Origin of the sequence: Nocardioides sp. Root151, from assembly GCF_001427925.1 — a bacterium.
GTDB lineage: Bacteria > Actinomycetota > Actinomycetes > Propionibacteriales > Nocardioidaceae > Nocardioides.
This window is the reverse complement of sequence record NZ_LMGG01000001.1, coordinates 391,410-410,003: the sequence shown is the minus strand read 5'-3', so window position 1 is coordinate 410,003 and position 18,594 is coordinate 391,410. Positions and strand designations below refer to the sequence as shown.

Below are 18,594 nucleotides of genomic sequence, written 5' to 3'. Positions count from 1 at the left end.
TTCACCCTAGAGCATCGAGGTCGCCACCGACACCGCCGGCCGGACATTGGACACGACCGGCGTCACCGAGCTCGATCCCCAGCACCGACAGGAGTTTGCGCGTGGGCTCGGGAGCGCGCACGGCGATGCGGATCCACGTCTCGTCCAGGCCCGGGAACGTGTCGGCCCGGCGGACGGCGAACCCGGCCGTGCGCAGCCGCGCCCGGAGGCCCGGGTCGACCCGGGCCAGCACGAACGGCCCGTCCGAGGCGAGATGGTCGACGCCGAGCTCGGCCAGCCCGTCGGTGAGGACCTTGCGGCGTACGACGACCTGCCGGGCACGTTCGGCCGCCTCCGATGCGGCGTCGTCACTGCAACAGGCCACCATCGCAGCGGCCGCCGTCGTCGAGACCGACCACGGCACCTGCTGGGCCCGCAGGTCGTCGACGACCGCGGCCTCCGCGAGCACGTAGCCCGCGCGCACCCCCGGGATCGACCACAGCTTGGTGAGGCTGCGTACGACGACCAGGCCCGGTGTCGTGGCGCCGGCGAGGGACTGGGTCTCACCCGGCACGGCGTCCATGAACGCCTCGTCGACCACGACCAGTCGCCCCGGTCGCAGCAGGGCACGGATGGTCGCCGCGGGGTGGAGCGCGCCGGTCGGGTTGGTCGGGTTGCCGATCACGACGAGGTCGGCGTCATCGGGCACCTGGGTGGGGTCCAGGCGGAATCCGTCGTCCGGGTCACAGGGCACGTGCGCGGGTCGGTGGCCGGCCATCGTCAGCGCGACGTCGGGCTCGGTGAACTGCGGGTGCACGACGACCGGATGCCGCCACGGGCGCATCCGGGCGATCAGTGAGAACGCCTCGGCCGCACCGGCGGTGGCCAGCACCTCGCCATCGCGTCGACCGTGTCGGCGGGCGATCGCGTGCTCGGCCTGAACCGCGGTGGGGTAGGCGCCGATCCCGTCGAGACTGGCGAGGAGCGCCTCGTGCAGCCAGGCCGGCCGCGGGGCGTCGTACACGTTGACCGCGAAGTCGACCAGGCCCTCCCCGGCCTCGGTGTCCCCGTGGTGCCGCAACGGATCCGCTGGTCGACCAGGGCGCTCGGCGACGGCTCCCGCTGGTTGAGGAAGGCGCTCTGCGCCTGTCTCGAAACCGGGGGCCGCAAGGTTTCGAGACGGGCCTTGACGGCCCTCCTCAACCAGCGGGGCGCTGCCCGCCGCAACCAGCGGCACGCTGCCCTCCTCAACCAGCGGGCCAGGGGCCTCCGCATACGCACACGCCGCATCCGCGAAGCGCTGCGCCAGTTGAGGATGCCCGGCCCAGTGTGTGTGCAGGTACGACGCATGCACGGTGTCGGAGGCGAACCCGATCGGCTGGTCGTCGACACGCCAGGCCGGGACGTCGGACGCGGCCGGCGTGACCGTCGTCCGGTGGAACTCATGGCCGGTGACGACCTCGCCGGGACGTCCCAACAACGTCGCGACGGGTGACTCCGCGCGTCGGTAGGACAGCGTGAGGCGCGGGGTCATCCGGGCGTCCGCGGGCAGCGCGCCGACCATGGCGGCGTGGTCGACGGTGCGGCAGAGGTAGAGCAGCCCGGCACACTCGGCGACCGTCGGCATGCCCGACGCAATGGCAGCGGAGAGTTCGCCCAGCAAGGCCTCGTTGGCGCTCAAGCCGGCGGCGTGGACCTCGGGGAATCCACCGCCCAGATAGAGGCCGGCCGTTCTCGCTGGCAGCGCGTCGTCGTGGAGTGGGTCGAAGGTGACCACGTCGCACCCGGCGGCGCGCAGCAGCTCCTCGGTCTCCGCGTAGCGGAACGTGAACGCACGCCCACCGGCCATCGCGATGACCGGTCGTCGATCGGGACGTCCTGCATCGTGGTCGTCGGGGCCACCGCCTCGCAGGACGTCCGGCGTTGCGTCCTGCACCGGGGTCGCCGGAGCCGCCGCTCTGCAGGACGTCTGCAGGGCGACAGTCGGGTCCCAGGGCTCGGCGTCGAGACGAGGCGCCAGATGGGCGAGGGCCAGGACGGCGTCGAGGTCGATCCGCTCGGTGATCCGGTCGGTCAATCGCTCCAGGGTCGCCGCTGCCTCGTCGCGCTCGTCGGCCGGCACCAGCCCGAGGTGTCGCGAGGGTGCGACGATGCCGTCGTCGCGGTGGAGCACGCCGAGCACCGGCAGGTCGATCGAGCGGCGTACCTCGTCGGCATGCCGCACCGACCCGGCCTTGTTGAGGATGACCCCGGCGATCTCGACCGACGAGTCGTAGGACGCCATGCCCTGCACGACGGCACCGATCGACCGTGACGCGTGGGAGATGTCGACGACGAGGACGATGGGGGAGCGGGTCACCGTGGCGACGTGGGCGGTGGAGGCGAATCCGTCGCCGCCGATCTGGCCGTCGTACAACCCCATGACGCCCTCGATCACCGCGACGTCTGCACCCCGGGCGCCGTTGAGCAGCAGCGGCACCAGCAGCTCCTCGCCGACCAGGTGCGGGTCGAGGTTGCGGCCGGGACGCCCGGTGGCCAGCGAGTGGTAGCCCGGGTCGATGTAGTCAGGCCCGACCTTGTGGCCGCTGATCGACAGGCCACGCCGCGAGAGCGCAGCCATCAGGCCGGTCGCGATCGTGGTCTTGCCGTGCCCCGAGGCGGGTGCAGCGATCACCAGCCGGGGCAGCGCTACCATTCGATGCCCCGCTGGCCCTTCTGGCCGCGGTCCATCTGGTGCTTGACCTTGGTCATCTCGGTGACCAGGTCGGCGGCCTCGACCAGCCTCGGGTTCGCGCGGCGGCCGGTGATCACGACGTACTGCCGACCCGGTCGGTTGACCAGCGTCTCGACGACGTCGTCGACGTCGACCCAACCCCACTCCATCGGGTAGGTGAACTCGTCGAGCACGTAGAGGTCGTGGCGCTCCTCCGCGATGCGGCGCTTGACCTCCGCCCAGCCCTCGGCGGCGTCGCGGGCGTGGTCCTCGTCGGTGCCCTCCTTGCGGCTCCACGACCAGCCCGAGCCCATCTTGTGCCACTCGACCGGGCCGCCCTCGCCGGTCTCGATGTGCAGCTCTCCGAGCCGTTCGAGCACGGTCTGCTCGCCGATGCGCCACTTGGCGGACTTCACGAACTGGAAGACGCCGACGTTCCACCCCTGGTTCCAGGAGCGGATGGCCAGCCCGAACGCGGCCGTCGACTTGCCCTTGCCGTCGCCGGTGTTGACCATCAGCAACGGCTGGTTGCGGCGCTGCGCCGTGGTCAGCCCGTCGTCGGGGACGTGTGCGGGGACTCCCTTGGCCATCAGGCCGCTCCTTCTGTCGTGCCGAGTGATCCGCGGACGGCGCCGGTCAGTGCACTGGCGCTGACCTCGCCGACGGGCACGTACTCGGCCATCAGGTCGGTGGCCAGCGCGTCGGCCAGGCCCATCCGGAACCGGCCGACCTCGCAGTCGATGACCAGCGACGCCGTGCCCTGGGACGCGAGGTGCGTCGCCACCTGCCGCGAGCGTTGTACGGCGTCCGCCCCGGAGGTGGCCCGTCCGTCGGTGACCACCACCAGCAGCGGACGGCGACGCGGGTCGCGGATGCGCTCGAGGCGCAGCACCTCGGCCGCCTTGAGCAGGCCCTCGGCGAGCGGCGTACGACCACCGGCGGGCAGCTGTTCGAGCCGGGCGGCGGCGATGTCGACCGAGTTCGTGGGCGGCAGGGCGAGCTGTGCGTCGTTCCCGCGGAAGGTGATCAGCCCGACCTTGTCGCGGCGCTGGTAGGCGTCGAGCAGCAGCGAGAGGATCGCGGTCTTGACCTGCTCCATGCGCTTCTTCGCAGCCATGGAACCGGACGCGTCGACACAGAAGAGGATCAGGTTCGACTCGTGGCCCTCCTTGGTCGCCACGCGCAGGTCGCTGGCCCGGAAGGTCAGCGCGCCCCCGACCCGGCCGCGGATCACCTGATGGGGTGCGGCGGCCCGGATGGTCTCGGTCAGGTGGATCGAACCGCCCCGGCCGGTCGCCTTCGTCGCGCCGATCCGGCGGCCCGACGAGGTGACCGCGCGGCTGCGCCGCCCGGACTCGCCCGCTCCGGTGCCGGTGACCGTGAACAGCTTGGGGCGGTACGGCGCGTGCGTGCGGGCCACCTCCTCGGCAACCGGGACGTCCTGCGCGCCAGCCTCGTCGGTCGAGGAGGTGGCGCCAGCGTCTTCGTTGTTCGAGGAGGGCGCGCCTGCTTCCTCGTTGGTCGAGGAGGGCGCGCGGCCTCCTTCGTTGGTCGAGGAGGGCGCGCCAGCGCCCGTCTTGAGACCACCGTCGCCCGCGCTGTCGTCGCCCGGCCCACCGTCGCCAGTTCCACCGTCGCCAGTTCCACCGTCGCCCGGCCCACCGTCGCCCGGACCGTCGTCATCAGGGCCGTCCGGCTCGGGCGGGAAGTCGTCGTCACCGAGCAGCCTGTCGAGCAGGTCCTCGTCGATGCCAGGTGCGTCGAACGGGTTGCGGCGTCGCCGGTGCGGCAACGACAACCGGGCCGCCGCACGGACGTCCTCGCGGGCGACCGACGTACGACCGTGCCAGGCGGCGTGCGCGACCGCGGCGCGGGCGGTGACGATGTCGGCGCGCATGCCGTCGACGTCGAACGCGGCGCAGATCTCGGCGATCTTGAGCAGGGCGGCGTCGCCGAGGGCGACCTGGTCGACCAGCTTCTGGGCGGCCAGGATCCGGTCGGTCAGTGCCCGCTCGGAGTCGGCGTACGCCGCGGCGAAGGTGGCAGGGTCGGTCTCGAACGCGATCCGGCGGCGGACCACCTCGACCCGCAGGGCCGGGTCGCGCGGTGCGGCGACCTCGACGGTCAGGCCGAAGCGGTCGAGCAGCTGCGGGCGCAGCTCGCCCTCTTCGGGGTTCATCGTGCCGACCAGCACGAAGCGGGCAGCGTGCTCGACCGAGACACCGTCGCGCTCGACGGTCGAGCGGCCCATCGCGGCGGCGTCGAGCAGCAGGTCGACGAGGTGGTCGTGGAGCAGGTTGACCTCGTCGACGTAGAGGATGCCGCGGTGCGCGCGGGCCAGCAGACCGGGTTCGTACTCGGCGACGCCCGACGAGAGCGCCTTCTCGAGGTGCAGCGAGCCGAGCACGCGGTCCTCGGTGGCGCCGACCGGCAGCTCGACCAGGCGCACCGACCGGGTCTCGGTGTCGACGTCCGCGGCGAACGGGCCGTCGGGGGAGAGGGGGTGGGCCTCGTGGGGATCGGTGGAGAACCGGTCGCCGGCGATCACCTCGATCGGTGGCAGCACTGCGGCAAGTGCGCGCACCATCGTCGACTTCGCAGTGCCCTTCTCCCCGCGCACGAGGACTCCGCCGACGGACGGGGAGATCGTGGTGAGGACCAGGGCGAGGGCCATGTCGTCGGAACCGACGACCGCGCTGAAGGGATAGCGCTGGACAGGGTGGGGCTGTGGCATTGGGGGCTCCCGCTCTCATTCGCCAACGAACTGGTGGCGGCGCGAGGCCGGTCTTCGGACTTCTCGAGGTCACTCCGTCGGACGGAATGCCTGAGTCACCGCAGCGGGCCCTGTGCCGGATTCTCACCGGCTTCCCAGATTCTCCCCTCGACCTCCGTCGGATGACGGCGACCTTCGGGGCACCTCGTGCCTTCGGCGCCACGGTATCCGGTCGCGCCACCGGGTTGTCCACGTGGCCACCACCCGGGCAGGAAGGCCCGGTGTACGTCGTACGGTTGCGTGGTGAGCGCAAGCAATGCCGGCCATGCCCTGGAGCTGCGCGACGTCGCCTTCACCCGCGGCGGTCGCACCCTGCTCGACGACATCTCGCTGACCGTCCGCCGTGGTGAGCACTGGGCCCTGATCGGACCCAACGGTGCCGGCAAGACCACCCTGCTCAACATCCTCGGCGTGGTCACCTTCCCGAGCCGGGGCGAGGTGCACGTGCTTGGCCACAAGCTGGGTCGGGTCGACCTGCGCGAGCTGCGTCGCTCGATCGGTCACGTGAACCCGCGCCACCAGATCGGCACGAACCTCTCCGTGGAGCAGGTCGTGCTCACCGGAGAGACCGGCACCAACGAGATGGTGCCGCGCTGGACCCCGTCGTCCGAGACCCACGAGCGGGCGCACCTGCTGATGAAGACCCTGGGCATCGACGCCGACGACCCGCACTGGCACACCATGTCGCAGGGGGAACGCGGTCGCGCACTGATCGCCCGGGCGCTGATGCCCGACCCGCCGTTGCTGCTGCTCGACGAGCCGAGCACCGGGCTCGACGTGGCCGCCCGCGAGCAGATGATCCACACCATCACCGACCTGCCGAACGTGATTCCGGGGCTCACGTCGGTGACGGTCACCCATCACTTCGAGGAGCTCCCGGCGTCGATCACCCACGCCGTCCTCCTGCGTGCGGGGCGCATCGTCGCGGCCGGTCCGGTGGAGCAGACGCTGACCTCCGAGCTGGTCACGGAGACGTTCGACCACCCCATCGAGGTGGGGCGTCGCGGCGGACGCTGGTTCGCGATGGCCCGCTGACCGATTAGGGTCGGCCCCATGTCAGCAGTCACCGTCATCGGTATCGGCGCGGACGGCTGGCCCGGTGTCACGGCCGCCCTCCGCCAGCGCGTCCTCGACGCCGAAGTGGTCCTCGGCGGGACCCGCCATCTCGACATGCTGCCCGACGTGCCCGGCCAGGTGCGCGAGCCGTGGCCCTCTCCGCTGCGCGACGGCCTGCCCGCCCTGTTGTGGAAGTACGACGGCCGACGCGTGGTCGCCCTGGCCTCGGGTGACCCGTTCGTCTCGGGCATCGGCGGCACCCTGGTCGACCTGCTCGGGCGCAGCGCCGTCGTCGTCGAACCCGCCGTCTCCTCGGTGGCGCTGGCCCGCGCCCGCATGGGCTGGGACTCCGAGGCGGTCGACGTGGTCAGTGCCGTCGGTCGCGACGCCCACGCGGTGCTGCGCGCACTCGCGCCCGGGCACCGGCTCGTGGTGCTCTCCTCCGACGCCGGTACGCCGGCAGAGGTCGCCGCACTGCTCGTCGGTGCCGGCTACGGCGAGTCGAAGATGACCGTGCTGGCCGACCTGGGTTCGCGCGACGAGACCCGCCTCAACACGACGGCTGCGGAGTGGGGAGGCCGCGCGCCCCAGCTCAACGTGATCGCCCTCGAGCTCGTCGGGCCCCTCGTCGGCGGCTGGTCGGCGGGCCTTCCCGACGACGCCTTCGAGCACGACGGACAGCTGACCAAGCGCGACCTGCGTGCCTCGGCACTGGCCCGGCTCGCCCCCACCCCCGGCGCACTGCTGTGGGACGTCGGCGCCGGTGCCGGCTCCGTCGGCATCGAGTGGATGCGGGCCCACCACACCTGCCGCACGATCGCCGTCGAAGGCAACGCCGAGCGTGCCGCCCGCATCACGCGCAACGCGCTGGCCCTCGGCGTACCCGCGCTGAAGGTCGTCGAAGGGCGGGCGCCCGCGGCCCTCGCCGGCCTGCCGAAGCCCGATGCGATCTTCGTCGGTGGCGGTGCCACAGTTGACGGGGTGATCGAGAATTCCCTTGCTGCACTGGGATCTGGCGGTCGACTGGTCGTCCACGGAGTCACCGTCGAGACCGAGGTCGTGCTGGCCGCGGCCCACAAGGAGTACGGCGGCGAGCTGACCCGGCACCAGGTCGAGACCGCGGCACCGATCGGCACCTTCACCGGGTGGACCCCCGCCCGCACGGTCACCCAGTGGGCCCTCGTCAAGGAGCAGTCATGACCATCCACTTCGTCGGCGCCGGCCCCGGTGCGGCCGACCTGATCACCCTGCGCGCGGCGACGTTGTTGTCCGGCGCCGATGTCGTGCTCTTTCCCGGCACCTATCTCGACGACGAGGTCCTCTCGCACTGCCGACCCGACGCCGTCCGCGTCGACACCCAGGACCTCGATCTCGACCAGATGACGGCGGTGATGGTCAACGCGCACGAGTCCGGGCAGGACGTCGTACGCCTCACCTCGGGGGACCCGTCGGTCTATTCGGCGCTGGCCGAGCAGACCCGACGACTCGACGCCGCGCAGGTGCCGTGGGACGTCACGCCCGGCGTTCCCGCGTACGCCGCCGCAGCCGCCGCGCTCGGCCGCGAGCTGACCGTGCCGAAGCTGGCCCAGTCGGTGGTGCTCACCCGCGCTCAGGCCAGGTCGACGGCGATGCCGTCGGGGGAGACCCTCGACAACTTCGCGGCCACCGGCGCGACGCTGGTGCTGCACCTGGCGATCACCCGCACCCGTGAGCTGGCGACGCAGCTGGCGGAGCACTACGGGCCCGGCTGCCCGGCTGCCGTGGTGTCCCGGGTGAGCCAGCCGTCGGAGCTGGTGCTGCGTGGCACCCTCGCCGACATCGCCGACCAGGTCGAGGCCGCGGACCTGCGCCAGGCCGCGTTGATCATGGTCGGTCCCGCCATCGACCCGTCGCTCGTCACGCACGAGATGGCCGAGTCCTACCTCTACGCCCCGGCCCGCGACCGTTCCCTCAAGCGCTGACCCGTCGCCAGTCTCGATCGACCTGTCGCCAGTTCTGAGTGACCTGTCGCCAGTTCAGCGCCCGAACCGAAACTCACGACGGGTCGACGAAGCGGGGCGTCCAGACCTGGCCGTTCGCCGTACGCCGGGTGCTCGAGGCGCCGATGATCAGCAGGCACTTCATGTCGATCGTCGTGGGGTCCAGCTCACCGAGCGTGGTGACGGTCAGCGACTCCTCGGCGCGACCGATGTCACGCCCGACCACGACCACGGTCTCCGCGGAGCGGTGTGCGAGCAGCACCTTGTGGGCCAGGACGATCTGGTCCGTGCGCGAACGTGAGGCGGGGTTGTAGATGCCGAGCACGAGGTCGGCCTCGGAGACGGCACGCAACCTGTCCTCGATGACGGACCACGGCTTGAGCCGGTCGCTCAGGCTCATCACCGCGAAGTCGGCGCCCACGGGAGCACCGGCACGGGCTGCGACGGCCTGGATCGCGCTGACCCCGGGGAGCACGCGCACGGGCACGTCGTCGTACTCACCCTCGGCCGCCTCGAAGACCGCCGACGCCATGCCGAAGACGCCCGCGTCACCGCCGGAGACCACCGCGACCCGTTCGCCCGAACGGGCCAGGTCGAGCGCGAGCCGGGCCCGGTCGACCTCCACGGTGTTGCCGGACGCGTGGCGGGTGAGACCCGCTCGCTGCGGCACACGGTTGACGTACGGCGCGTAGCCGATCACGTGCTGCACGTCGGCCAGTGCCGCGCTGGCCTCGGGGGTCAGCCAGTCGTCCGGGCCGGGCCCGAGCCCGATCACGAGCAGTTCGGCAGCCGCCGGTCGAGGAAGTTGCGCACCCTGCCGGGCCTCCGCAACCAGCGCCGGCCTCCGCCCGCCGGGGTCGTCGGTCAGGGAGTCACCGGGCACGACGATCAGCGAGAAGTACGGAACCGACGACGGGTCGACGTCGGTCACCTTCATCCAGCGCTCGGCGGGCATCGAGGCGCGCTCGATGTACCACGCGTGCTCGAGACGTCCGGCCTGCGCCAACGCGTCGACCACACCCGGGAACCGCCGCCCCAGCTTCATGATGATGGCACCGTCTGTGTCGGCCAGCCGGCGGGCCAGCTCGGGCACCGGCAGGGTGCCCGGCAGGACGGTGAGGACGTCGGTCTGCCGCACCAGCGGTGTCGCGACGACGGCCGTGGCGGCGGCGAACGCGGGCACCCCCGGCACGACCTCGGTCAGGAACCTCGGTGAGAGCCGGTCGTGGAGGTACATGAACGAGCCGTAGAACAGCGGGTCGCCCTCGGCCAGTACGACGACCGTGCGGCCGGCGGCCAGATGATCAGACAGCCGGGAGGCACAGGACTCGTAGAACTCGGCCATCGCGCCGGCGTACCCACCCGGGTGGGCGGTCGGGCCAGTCGTGACGGGGTAGCGCAGCAGCTCCTCGACGACGCCGTCGGGGATCAGGTCGGCCGCGATGCGTCGCGCGTTCGACTCCTTGCCGACCCCTGCGTGGTAGGCGATCACGTCGGCCTCACCGATCAGCCGGGCGGCCTTGCGGGTGATCAGCTCGGGGTCGCCGGGGCCGAGCCCGACGCCGTAGAGACGGCCGGTCATTCCTGCTCCTGGGCGAGTGCGTTGAGGGCGGAGGCGGTCATCGCGGAGCCGCCCCGGCGGCCGCGGACGGTCAGGAACGGGATGTCGATGCCGTGGTCGTCGGCGAAGGCGGCCAGCGCGTCCTTCGACTCGGCGGCGCCGATGAACCCGACCGGGCAGCCGATGATCGCGGCCGGCCGGGGAGCCCCGTCGGCCAGCATCTCGAGCAGGTGGAACAGTGCGGTCGGGGCGTTCCCGATGGCCACCACCGAGCCTTCGAGCCGGTCGCCGAGCAGCGAGAAGGCGGCCGCCGACCGCGTCGTGCCGAACTCGCGCGCCAACCCGGGGACGCGCTCGTCGCGGAGCAGGCAGACCACGTCGTTGTCGCGGGGGAGGCGGGCGCGGGTGACACCCGAGGCGACCATGTGGGCGTCGGTGATGATCGGCGCGCCGGCGCCCAACGCGTCGCGCGCAGCCCGCACCAGACCCGGATGGATGACCAGGTCACCGGTCAGGTCGGTCTGCCCGGTGCCGTGCACCATGCGGACGGCGACCTTCTCGGCATCGGCCGGCAGGTGGTCGAAGCGCGACTCCGCGCGAATCGTCGCGAACGAGTCGACGTAGATCGCGGAGCCGTCGTCGATGTAGTCGTAGCGGCGCGGGGGCCGGGACGGTGCAGCCGGTGCGGACATGTTCACTCCTCGGGGTTCTCGCCCCAATGCGGCAGTGTGCGGGATTGTCCTGGCGTCAGTGTCTGGCTTGGCCCTCTCGGGCTTCACAGTGGCGGAACCGCCCCGGACTCGCACCGGGTTCCTGGCTCCAGAACGGGCTCAGACTACGCGTTGACGACGAGCACGCTGCGCCACGGTGTGACCACGAGATGCTTCGGAGCGTCCACGAGCAGGCGCTGGACGAGCGGGCGGGTCAGCAACCCGTCGGGTACGGCGACGTGCTCGACGCGGTGGGTGAGTGCGCCGTACGCCGGTGGCCGGGCATGCACGCGCGTACGGGGATCGCGTGGATGCGCCTCGGGTGGCGCGGACAGCTCGTCGACGTGCCACGCAGCCGAGGCACCGTGTCCGCGCACGGTGAGGAACGCCCGGGCCAGCCCGACCAGGCGTGCGGCTGATTCGTCCAGGGGCACCACCGGCCCCCAGGCGCGGGTGCCGATGCGCAGCTGGCACTCGGTCTCGGAGACCGCGACCAGGCCCAGGTCGAGCGGACGATCCAGGAGGTCGCCGCGACCGTCATCGAGGACGAAGAGGAAACGCCCCGGCAGGGCGGCCAACGAAGGGTGGGCGCACAGGCCCTCGTCGAGTGCTCGGGCGACCGGACGAAGGTCGACCCGGCCACTGCGCGGAACATCCCAGTCACCTGGTGCCTGCGATGTTCCACGTTGGTCCGGGAGCAGCCCGCTGAGTGGCGAGACCATGATGTTGCGGACCAGCTCGTGGGTGGGTGAGGGCAGCAGGCCGGTCGCCTCGATGGCGGCCACCACCTCGGGCGCCAGGCAGCCGTCGTCGGTGGGAAGGGCACGCAGCTGCAGGTTGGCGCGCTTGGTCAGGTGCACGGTGCCGCCGCCGTACGTCGTCGCGACGTCGAGCAGCTGGGCCAGCGCTGCGGGCGTGATCTCACCACCGACCAGGCGCAGCCGCACGAGCGCACCGTCATCGGCCGGCCAGGGGCGCAGGACTCCCGGGCACAGGTCAGCGCGATGGCGTGCTGCTGGCGAACTCACGGCGGCATCGTCCCACGGCGCCCGGAACTGGCGACGGGTCGCCCAGAACTCACGACGGGTCGCCCAGAACTCACGACGGGTCGCCCAGAACTGGCGACGGGTCGACGCGGTGGGCGGGGGCGTTGATACGGTGCCAGTGCCGTGGTGTTCGGGAAGCCGGTTCGATGCCGGCGCGGCCCTCGCCACTGTAACCGTCGAGTTGACGGCCCTTGCGGTGCTCACCCCTGAGAACGGGGAGGGCGCCGGACCACTGGGAGAAGTCCCGGGAAGGTCGGCCAGAGACGCTGAGACGGAAGCCAGGAGACCGGCCACGGCGCGTCATGTTCCACGAGGGTTTGGAGACCGCCGGTGACGGCACTCGTATTGGTTGGAATGTCCGTCCGTGAGGCCGACGCGCGCGACCGGTTGACCGCAGTCGCCGCGCGCCACGAGGGCACCGTCGCGTTCCTGCAGATGGGCGATCCCTCGCTGGACCGGGAGCTGACCCGGCTGGCCGACGCCGGCGCCACCCACATCACGCTGGTCGGGGTCAGCCTCGGCACCCTCGCACCCGCGAACTCGTGGCTGCGTCGGATCGCCTCGCACTGGTGGCGCGAACGGGCCGGTGAGCCTCCGGTGATCGAGGTGGCCACGGCGATGATGCGCAACGACCTCGACCTCGATCTCGTCCTCGACGTCACCCGCCCCATCGCGGGCACCGAGGCGCCGTTGACCTCGGCGGCCTGGGAGGACGTGCCGGGCCACCGTCACCAGCTGTTCGTCTGCCGGGGGCCGCGCTGCACGGCGCTCGGCTCGGACAGGACCGCCGAGGCCTTCGCCCTCGAGCTGATGCGTCTCGAGCAGGGGGACGACGACGTGCTGATCACCCAGACCGGCTGTCAGTTCCCCTGCAACCACGCACCCGTCGTCTCGGTGCAGCCCGACGACGTCTGGTACGGCGGCGTCACGCCCGACGTCGCCCGCACCATCGCCACCGACCACCTCGTCACACACCAACCCGTCGAGGCGCACCGCCTGCCGCGACACATCCAGTCCGACGACGCTCGGACGATGAACCTCCAGGAGAAGTCATGACTCGCATCGCCCTGCTCTCGACCTCGGACACAGACCTGCTCTCCGCACGCGCTGCCGGGCCCGACTTCGCACTCGGCAACCCGTCGCGCCTCGACGTCGAGGCTGACCTGCCCGGTGTGATCGAGGGTGCCGACCTCGTCGTCGTACGCATCCTCGGCAGCGCCCGCTCCTGGCAGGCCGGTCTCGACACCGTGCTGGCAAGCGGCGTCCCCGTCGTCGTGCTGGGCGGGGAACAGACCCCGGACGCCGAGCTGATGGGGCACTCGACCGTCCCGGTCGGGACGGCGGCCGAGGCCCACGCCTACCTTGCCCAGGGCGGGCCGGTGAACCTGACCAACCTGCACGCGTTCCTCTCCGACACGGTGCTGCTGACCGGTGAGGGCTTCGAGGCCCCGCAGGTGGTCCCCGAGTGGGGCTGGTCGGAACGCCCGTCGCCCGCGGGCGAACCGGGCACGGCGAGGGTCGGAGTGCTCTACTACCGGGCCCACGAGGCCAGCGGCAACAACGCGTTCGCGCACGCGCTGGCCGACGCGATCGACGCCACCGGTGAGGCGGTCGGCCTGCCGATCTTCTCCTCGTCCCTGCGCGCCGCACCCGACGAGCTGTACGACGCCCTCGGCACCCTCGACGCGGTGATCGTGACGGTGCTTGCCGCGGGTGGCACCACGCCGGGCACCGCGAGCGCCGGTGAGGACGACGAGGCGTGGGATGTCGAACGCATGAAGGCGCTCGACATCCCTGTCCTGCAAGGGCTCTGCCTCACCTCGAGCCGCGCCGAGTGGGAGGAGAGCGACGACGGCGTGACCCCGCTCGACTCGGCCAACCAGATCGCGATCCCCGAGTTCGACGGGCGGATCATCACCGCCCCGTTCTCGTTCAAGGAGATCGACGAGGACGGCCTGCCGCGCTACGTCGCCGACGAGGAGCGCTGCGCCCGGGTGGCCGGAATCGCCGTCAACCACGCGCGTCTGCGCCACATCGAGCCCAAGGACCGCCGGCTCGCGCTGATGCTGTCGGCGTACCCGACCAAGCACAGCCGCATCGGCAACGCGGTCGGCCTGGACACCCCGGTCTCGACGATCCGGCTGCTCCGCAAGCTGCGCGACGCCGGCTACGACCTCGGTGCGCCCGCACGTTTGACGGAGGGGGCCACGTTCGACGTCCACGAGCTCCTCGCCATGGACGACGACACCGCCGCCGGCAACGCACTGATCCACGCCCTGATCGCGGCCGGCGGCCAGGACGAGGAGTGGCTCACCTCCGCCCAGCTCGACGAGAGCCATGTGCGAATCCCCAAGCAGGACTACGAGAAGTGGACTGCCGACCTCCCGGACGAGCTCAAGGACGAGATCGTCGAAGCGTGGGGGGCCGCTCCCGGCACGCTCTTCGTCAACGACCAGCAGGAGATCGTGCTGGCCACGCTCCGGGCCGGCAACATCGTCCTGATGATCCAGCCGCCGCGCGGGTTCGGTGAGAACCCGGTGGCGATCTACCACGACCCCGAGCTGGCCCCCAGCCACCACTACCTCGCGGCGTACCGCTGGGTCGAGAAGGGCTTCCGCGCCCACGCCGTCGTACACCTCGGCAAGCACGGCTCGATGGAGTGGCTGCCCGGCAAGAACGCCGCCCTGGCCGCCACCTGCGCGACCGACGCGGTGATCGGCAACCTGCCGCTGATCTACCCGTTCCTGATCAACGACCCGGGCGAGGGCGCCCAGGCCAAGCGCCGCGCGCACGCCACCATCGTCGACCACCTGATCCCGCCGATGGCGCGCGCCGAGTCGTACGGCGACATCGCCAAGCTCGAGCAGCTCCTCGACGAGTACGCCAACATCGCCGCCATGGACCCGCCCAAGCTGCCGATGATCCGGGCCCAGATCTGGACGCTCATGCAGGCCGCCCAGATGCACAAGGACCTCGGCCTCGAGGCCCAGCCCGGCGACGAGGAGTTCGACGACTTCATCATGCACGTCGACGGCTGGCTGTGTGAGGTGAAGGACGCGCAGATCCGCGACGGCCTGCACGTCCTCGGCCAGGCACCCGAGGGCGAGGCCCGGGTCAACCTGGTGCTCGCGATCCTGCGGGCCACCCAGATCTGGGGCGGCACCCAGGCCTCCCTGCCCGGCCTGCGGCACGCCCTCGGACTGGGTCTCGATACGACCCCTCGTTCCTCGGGATCTACTCGACCACCGAGTGAGCCGACGACAACCGAGGTCGACGCCATCGAGACACGCGCCAAGGCCCTGGTCCAGGGCATGGAGGACGCCGACTGGCAGCCGGACGCAGTGGCCGGGGTGATCGCCCGGCACGAGTCCGAGAGTGCTCCCGAGGTCGCGGCCATCCTCGACTTCGCCGCCACCCAGGTCGTGCCCCGGCTGGCGAAGACCACCGACGAGCTCGACGCCGTGCTGCACGCCCTCGACGGCGGTTTCATCCCGGCCGGCCCGAGCGGGTCGCCGTTGCGCGGGCTGGTCAACGTGCTGCCGACCGGCCGCAACTTCTACACCGTCGACCCCCGCGCCGTCCCGTCGCGACTGGCCTGGGAGACCGGAGTCTCGATGGCCGAGTCGCTCGTGCAGCGCTACCTCACCGAGACGGGGGAGTACCCGAAGTCGGTCGGCCTCTCGGTGTGGGGCACCAGCGCCATGCGCACCTCCGGCGACGACATCGCCGAGGTCCTCGCCCTGATCGGCATCCGCCCCGAGTGGGACCCCGCGTCGCGTCGGGTCAACGGCCTGACCGTGATCCCGCTCGACGAGCTGGGCCGCCCGCGCGTCGACGTCACGGTCCGCATCTCCGGGTTCTTCCGTGACGCCTTCCCCCACGTGATCGCCATGCTGGACGACGCGATCCGGATGGCCGCCGAGCTCGACGAGCCGCTCGACCAGAACTTCGTCCGGGCCCACGCCCAGGCCGACCTGGCCGAGCACGGCGACGTACGCCGCTCCACGACCCGCATCTTCGGCTCCCGCCCGGGCGCGTACGGCGCGGGCATCCTGCAGGTCATCGAGTCCGGCAACTGGCGCGACGACAAGGACCTGGCCGAGGTCTACACCCAGTGGGGTGGCTTCGCCTACGGCCGTGGCCTCGACGGCGCCCCGGCCGCCGACGCCATGCAGGCCAACTACCGCCGGATCAACGTGGCCGCGAAGAACATCGACACCCGCGAGCACGACATCGCCGACTCCGACGACTACTTCCAGTACCACGGCGGCATGATCGCCACCGTCCGCGCGCTCACCGGCAACACCCCGCGGGCGTACGTCGGCGACTCCACCACGCCCGACGCCGTCCGCACCCGCACGTTGGCCGAGGAGACCGCCCGCGTCTTCCGGGCCCGGGTGGTCAACCCACGCTGGATCGGTGCGATGCAGCGGCACGGCTACAAGGGTGCGTTCGAGCTGGCCGCCACCGTCGACTACCTCTTCGGGTTCGACGCCACCGCCGGCGTCGTCCACGACTGGATGTACGACGCGCTCGCACGCGAGTACGTCCTCGACGAGACCAACCAGGAGTTCATGAAGGACGCCAACCCCTGGGCGCTGCGCGGCATCATCGAACGGCTGCACGAGGCCGCCGAGCGCGACCTGTGGGCCGAGCCCGACCCCGAGGTGATCGCCGCCATGCAGCAGGTCTACCTCGACCTCGAGGGTGACCTCGAGGACCGCGGGTGACCCGCCGCGTGCGCCTCGTCGGGATCGGCTCGGGCCACCCCGATCAGCTCACCCTGGCGGCCGCGGCCGCGATAGAGGGCGTCGACTTCGTCATCGCGGCGGCGAAGTCCGCCGAGGACCCGCTGCTCGAGTCTCGCCGAGAGATCTGCCGTCGGCACGGCAACCCCGAGCTGGTGCCGGTCCCCGACCCGCCGCGCGACCGCAACGACCCGGCCGACTACACCGGCGCGGTCGGTGACTGGCACGACGCCCGGGCCGCGGCGTACGAGAAGGTGCTGCTCGAACGCGACGGCGACGCGGCGTTCCTGGTGTGGGGAGACCCGGCCTTCTACGACTCCACGATTCGCATCGTCGAGCGCATCCTGGCCCGCGGCAACGTCACGTTCGACTACGACGTGCTGCCCGGCATCTCCAGCCTGCAGGTGCTGGCCGCGGCACACCGCATCGTGCTGCACGAGGTCGGCCAGCCGATCCTGGTCACCACCGGGCGACGGCTGGCCGAGGCAGTCGACCAAGGGCACGACAACCTCGTCGTCATGCTCGACGGCTCGCTGTCCTGCACGACGTTGAAGGACCAACCCGGCTGGCACATCTGGTGGGGGGCGAACCTCGGGACCCCCGACCAGGCGTTGGTCGCCGGGCCCCTGGTCGACGTACTCCCCGAGATCGAGGCCGCCAGGGCGCACGCGAAGGCGACGTCCGGCTGGGTGATGGACACCTACCTGTTGCGCCGCTCCTGAAATGGCAGTGAGCGGGTGGCCGTCGAAACAGCCACCCGCTCACCAGGGGTCAGTTGCCCTCGCGCACTCGCGTGATCTCGGGCTCCTCGCTGGGCCCGCCCCCGGGTGCGCGGGTCGTGTCATCGGCCTGCTCGTTGTCCTGGACGGTGCGCTCCAGGGTGAGGTTCTCGCCCGTGGCGGGGTCGAACAGGTGGATCTTGGACGCGTCGACCCAGATCCTGGCGTCGTCGCCGGCGGCCACCATGGACGCGCCGTCGAGAGAGACCACGAGCTGGGTGCGCATCGACTCGCCGTCGAGGTCCTTCTCGAGCTGGGTCAGCTGCTCCTGCACCTCGGGCGGGGCCTCGAACGGGATGTAGGCGTAGGCCTCGTTGCCGAGCCACTCCACCACGTCGACCTTGGCACTGAACGTGGAGCCCTCGTCGGCGTTCGCCGCCACGGAGGCGTCCTCGAAGTGCTCGGGCCTGATGCCGGCGATGAGCAGCCCCTTGCCCTGCGCCTTTGCCGCCTTGTCCGGCGGAAGGTTCACCTTGCCGAACGGCAACGAGATGGTGTTGCCCTCGACGGTGGCGGGCAGGAAGTTCATCGGCGGCGAGCCGATGAAGCCGGCCACGAACAGGTTGTTCGGCTGGGTGTAGAGCTCGCGCGGGGTGGCCAGCTGCTGCAGGATGCCTCGCTTGAGCACGGCGACCCGATCGCCCAGCGTCATCGCCTCGGTCTGGTCGTGGGTGACGTAGACCGTGGTGATGCCCAGGCGCTTCTGGAGCCGCGAGATCTCGGTGCGCATCTGGCCACGGAGCTTGGCGTCGAGGTTCGACAGCGGCTCGTCGAAGAGGAACGCGTCGGCCTCGCGGACGATCGCCCGCCCCATCGCGACTCGCTGGCGCTGACCGCCTGACAGGTTGCCGGGCTTGCGGTCGAGGTGCTCGTCGAGCTCGAGCGTCTTGGACGCGTGGCGCACCTTCTCGTCGATCTCCTTGTCGGGAACCTTGGCGAGACGGAGCGGGAACGCGATGTTCTCGTAGACGGTCAGGTGAGGGTAGAGCGCGTAGTTCTGGAAGACCATCGCCAGGTTGCGCTCCTTGGGGGCGAGGTCGTTGACCCGTCGTTCGCCGATCATCATGTCGCCCGACGAGATGTCCTCGAGCCCCACGATCATCCGCAACAGGGTCGACTTGCCGCACCCGGACGGCCCGACGAGGATCACGAACTCCCCGTCGGCCACGTCGATGCTGACGTCGTTGACCGCCGGGAACCCGTCGCCGTACTTCTTGACGATGTTCTTCATCTGGATCTTGGCCATGAGG

The 18,594-nt window shown here is 71.3% G+C and carries 13 protein-coding genes and 3 riboswitches; of the genes, 6 read left to right on the top strand and 7 right to left on the bottom strand.

The features are described 5' to 3' along the window. Position 1: 1 nt before the first annotated feature. The 3 genes from ASD66_RS01950 to ASD66_RS01940 are packed head-to-tail and all read right to left on the bottom strand — an operon-like array spanning position 2 to position 5,426. The gene (locus ASD66_RS01950; RefSeq protein WP_056889875.1) at positions 2-2,674 is read right to left on the bottom strand and encodes a cobyrinate a,c-diamide synthase; all 2,673 of its coding nucleotides are present in this window, start codon (positions 2,672-2,674) and stop codon (positions 2-4) included. After that, positions 2,668-3,282, bottom strand: a complete 615-nt coding sequence (gene cobO, locus ASD66_RS01945; RefSeq protein WP_056889874.1) for a cob(I)yrinic acid a,c-diamide adenosyltransferase — start codon at positions 3,280-3,282, stop codon at positions 2,668-2,670. Before cobO ends, ASD66_RS01950 begins: the two co-directional genes overlap by 7 nt. Continuing rightward, positions 3,282-5,426: a VWA domain-containing protein gene (locus tag ASD66_RS01940; RefSeq protein ID WP_056889873.1), complete on the bottom strand. Its 2,145-nt coding sequence runs from the start codon at positions 5,424-5,426 to the stop codon at positions 3,282-3,284. The genes cobO and ASD66_RS01940 overlap by 1 nt, the downstream gene beginning before the upstream one ends. A 27-nt stretch (positions 5,427-5,453) precedes the next feature. Beyond that, positions 5,454-5,628: riboswitch (cobalamin riboswitch) on the bottom strand. Positions 5,629-5,708: 80 nt separating this feature from the next. On the opposite strand from ASD66_RS01940, the gene ASD66_RS01935 reads away from it, so the two are divergent. Genes ASD66_RS01935 through cobM form a run of 3 tightly spaced genes read left to right on the top strand, consistent with a single transcriptional unit; the run spans position 5,709 to position 8,482 of the window. After that, on the top strand, positions 5,709-6,500 hold the full coding sequence (locus ASD66_RS01935) for an ABC transporter ATP-binding protein (protein ID WP_082599379.1): 792 nt from the start codon (positions 5,709-5,711) through the stop codon (positions 6,498-6,500). A gap of 18 nt (positions 6,501-6,518) precedes the next feature. Next, positions 6,519-7,721, top strand: a complete 1,203-nt coding sequence (gene cbiE / locus ASD66_RS01930) for a precorrin-6y C5,15-methyltransferase (decarboxylating) subunit CbiE (protein ID WP_056681433.1) — start codon at positions 6,519-6,521, stop codon at positions 7,719-7,721. Then, positions 7,718-8,482: a precorrin-4 C(11)-methyltransferase gene (cobM, locus tag ASD66_RS01925; protein WP_056889872.1), complete on the top strand. Its 765-nt coding sequence runs from the start codon at positions 7,718-7,720 to the stop codon at positions 8,480-8,482. The genes cbiE and cobM overlap by 4 nt, the downstream gene beginning before the upstream one ends. 73 nt (positions 8,483-8,555) lie before the next feature. Here the strand turns inward: cobM and ASD66_RS01920 are convergent, their stop codons facing one another. From ASD66_RS01920 to ASD66_RS01910, 3 genes are all read right to left on the bottom strand, one after another. Then, positions 8,556-10,082, bottom strand: coding sequence for a precorrin-2 C(20)-methyltransferase (locus ASD66_RS01920; protein ID WP_056889871.1), 1,527 nt, complete (start codon positions 10,080-10,082; stop codon positions 8,556-8,558). Continuing rightward, a complete protein-coding gene (locus ASD66_RS01915) occupies positions 10,079-10,753 on the bottom strand; it encodes a precorrin-8X methylmutase (protein ID WP_056889870.1) in 675 nt (224 codons plus the stop codon). Before ASD66_RS01915 ends, ASD66_RS01920 begins: the two co-directional genes overlap by 4 nt. A 35-nt stretch (positions 10,754-10,788) precedes the next feature. Further along, a riboswitch (cobalamin riboswitch) is annotated at positions 10,789-10,919 on the bottom strand. Next, positions 10,897-11,799 (bottom strand): hypothetical protein, encoded by a 903-nt coding sequence (locus ASD66_RS01910; protein WP_056889869.1) that lies wholly within the window; start codon positions 11,797-11,799, stop codon positions 10,897-10,899. It overlaps the preceding riboswitch by 23 nt. 125 nt (positions 11,800-11,924) lie before the next feature. Further along, positions 11,925-12,127: riboswitch (cobalamin riboswitch) on the top strand. 44 nt (positions 12,128-12,171) lie between these two features. On the opposite strand from ASD66_RS01910, the gene ASD66_RS01905 reads away from it, so the two are divergent. Genes ASD66_RS01905 through cobF form a run of 3 tightly spaced genes read left to right on the top strand, consistent with a single transcriptional unit; the run spans position 12,172 to position 17,287 of the window. Continuing rightward, positions 12,172-12,873: a (2Fe-2S) ferredoxin domain-containing protein gene (locus tag ASD66_RS01905; protein WP_056889868.1), complete on the top strand. Its 702-nt coding sequence runs from the start codon at positions 12,172-12,174 to the stop codon at positions 12,871-12,873. After that, positions 12,870-16,547 carry a cobaltochelatase subunit CobN gene (gene cobN / locus ASD66_RS01900; RefSeq protein ID WP_056889867.1) on the top strand — a complete coding sequence of 1,226 codons (3,678 nt, stop codon included), beginning with the start codon at positions 12,870-12,872 and terminating at the stop codon, positions 16,545-16,547. The genes ASD66_RS01905 and cobN overlap by 4 nt, the downstream gene beginning before the upstream one ends. Then, positions 16,544-17,287 (top strand): precorrin-6A synthase (deacetylating), encoded by a 744-nt coding sequence (gene cobF, locus ASD66_RS01895; RefSeq protein ID WP_056681426.1) that lies wholly within the window; start codon positions 16,544-16,546, stop codon positions 17,285-17,287. The genes cobN and cobF overlap by 4 nt, the downstream gene beginning before the upstream one ends. 49 nt (positions 17,288-17,336) lie before the next feature. Here the strand turns inward: cobF and ASD66_RS01890 are convergent, their stop codons facing one another. Continuing rightward, entirely contained in the window at positions 17,337-18,590 is a 1,254-nt protein-coding gene (locus ASD66_RS01890; protein ID WP_056681425.1) for an ABC transporter ATP-binding protein, read from the bottom strand. Between the last annotated feature and the right edge of the window lie 4 nt (positions 18,591-18,594).